Annotated in this window: 1 protein-coding gene; it reads left to right on the top strand. The window is 47.2% G+C overall.

What is annotated here, in order from left to right:
- On the top strand, positions 1-820 hold an 820-nt coding region (locus tag GPLA_RS03775; RefSeq protein WP_040513867.1), incomplete at both ends, for an Ig-like domain repeat protein.

Raw genomic sequence — 820 nt, 5'->3', positions numbered from 1 at the left:
CGGTGCGGGCAATGAAACCACGGCGAACGATACCGGCAGTGTGGATACCCAAGGGCCGACTATTTCGTTAACCGTATTGGGAGACGTTGATGCAGGTGTGCCAATTATTTCTGGTACATGTTCAGAACCGCAAGGTACCTTAATTTCTGTAACCTTAACTGATACGGATGATGTGGAATTTACCTTATCTGCTTTTGTTGGAGAAGGTGGCTTATTTACCGTGGTTATTCCGGCCACGATAGCTGATGGCGATGCAACAGCAGTCATTAGCGTTACAGATGTAGCGGGTAATGAAACGATCGTTAATGCTACCGTCCCGATTGATCTTACTGCGCCTGTGGTGATCCTAGATAAACTCGGTGAAATCGATGTAGAAGCAAATCTTCCTTCAATCACCGGTAGTTGCTCGGAACCCCAAGGTACTGTTATTTCGTTTACCCTTACTGACTCAGACGATAATGATTTTACCTTTAGCACAGTTGTTGGTGTAGATGGATTGTTTACGGTACTTATTCCTATCGGTGTCGCCGAAGGTGACGCAGCTGTAATCATCAGTGTGACCGACATCGCAGGCAATGAAACTCTGGTTAATGCGATTGTGCCCATTGATGTAACGGCGCCGTTAGTGGTGCTGGATAAATTGGGTGAAATTGATGTCAATCTAGGCCTGCCCGTGATCACAGGAACCTGCAATGAGCCCCTAGGTACGCTGATCACAGTGACCTTAAACGATGCATTAGGCATTGACCATACGCTGACAACCACTGTGGGGGTCGGTGGTTTATTTACCGTAACTGTTCCAGTAACGGTAGCCGAAGGT

This window comes from Paraglaciecola polaris LMG 21857 (assembly GCF_000315055.1).
Taxonomy (GTDB): domain Bacteria; phylum Pseudomonadota; class Gammaproteobacteria; order Enterobacterales; family Alteromonadaceae; genus Paraglaciecola; species Paraglaciecola polaris.
This window is presented reverse-complemented; position numbering and strand designations above follow the sequence as displayed.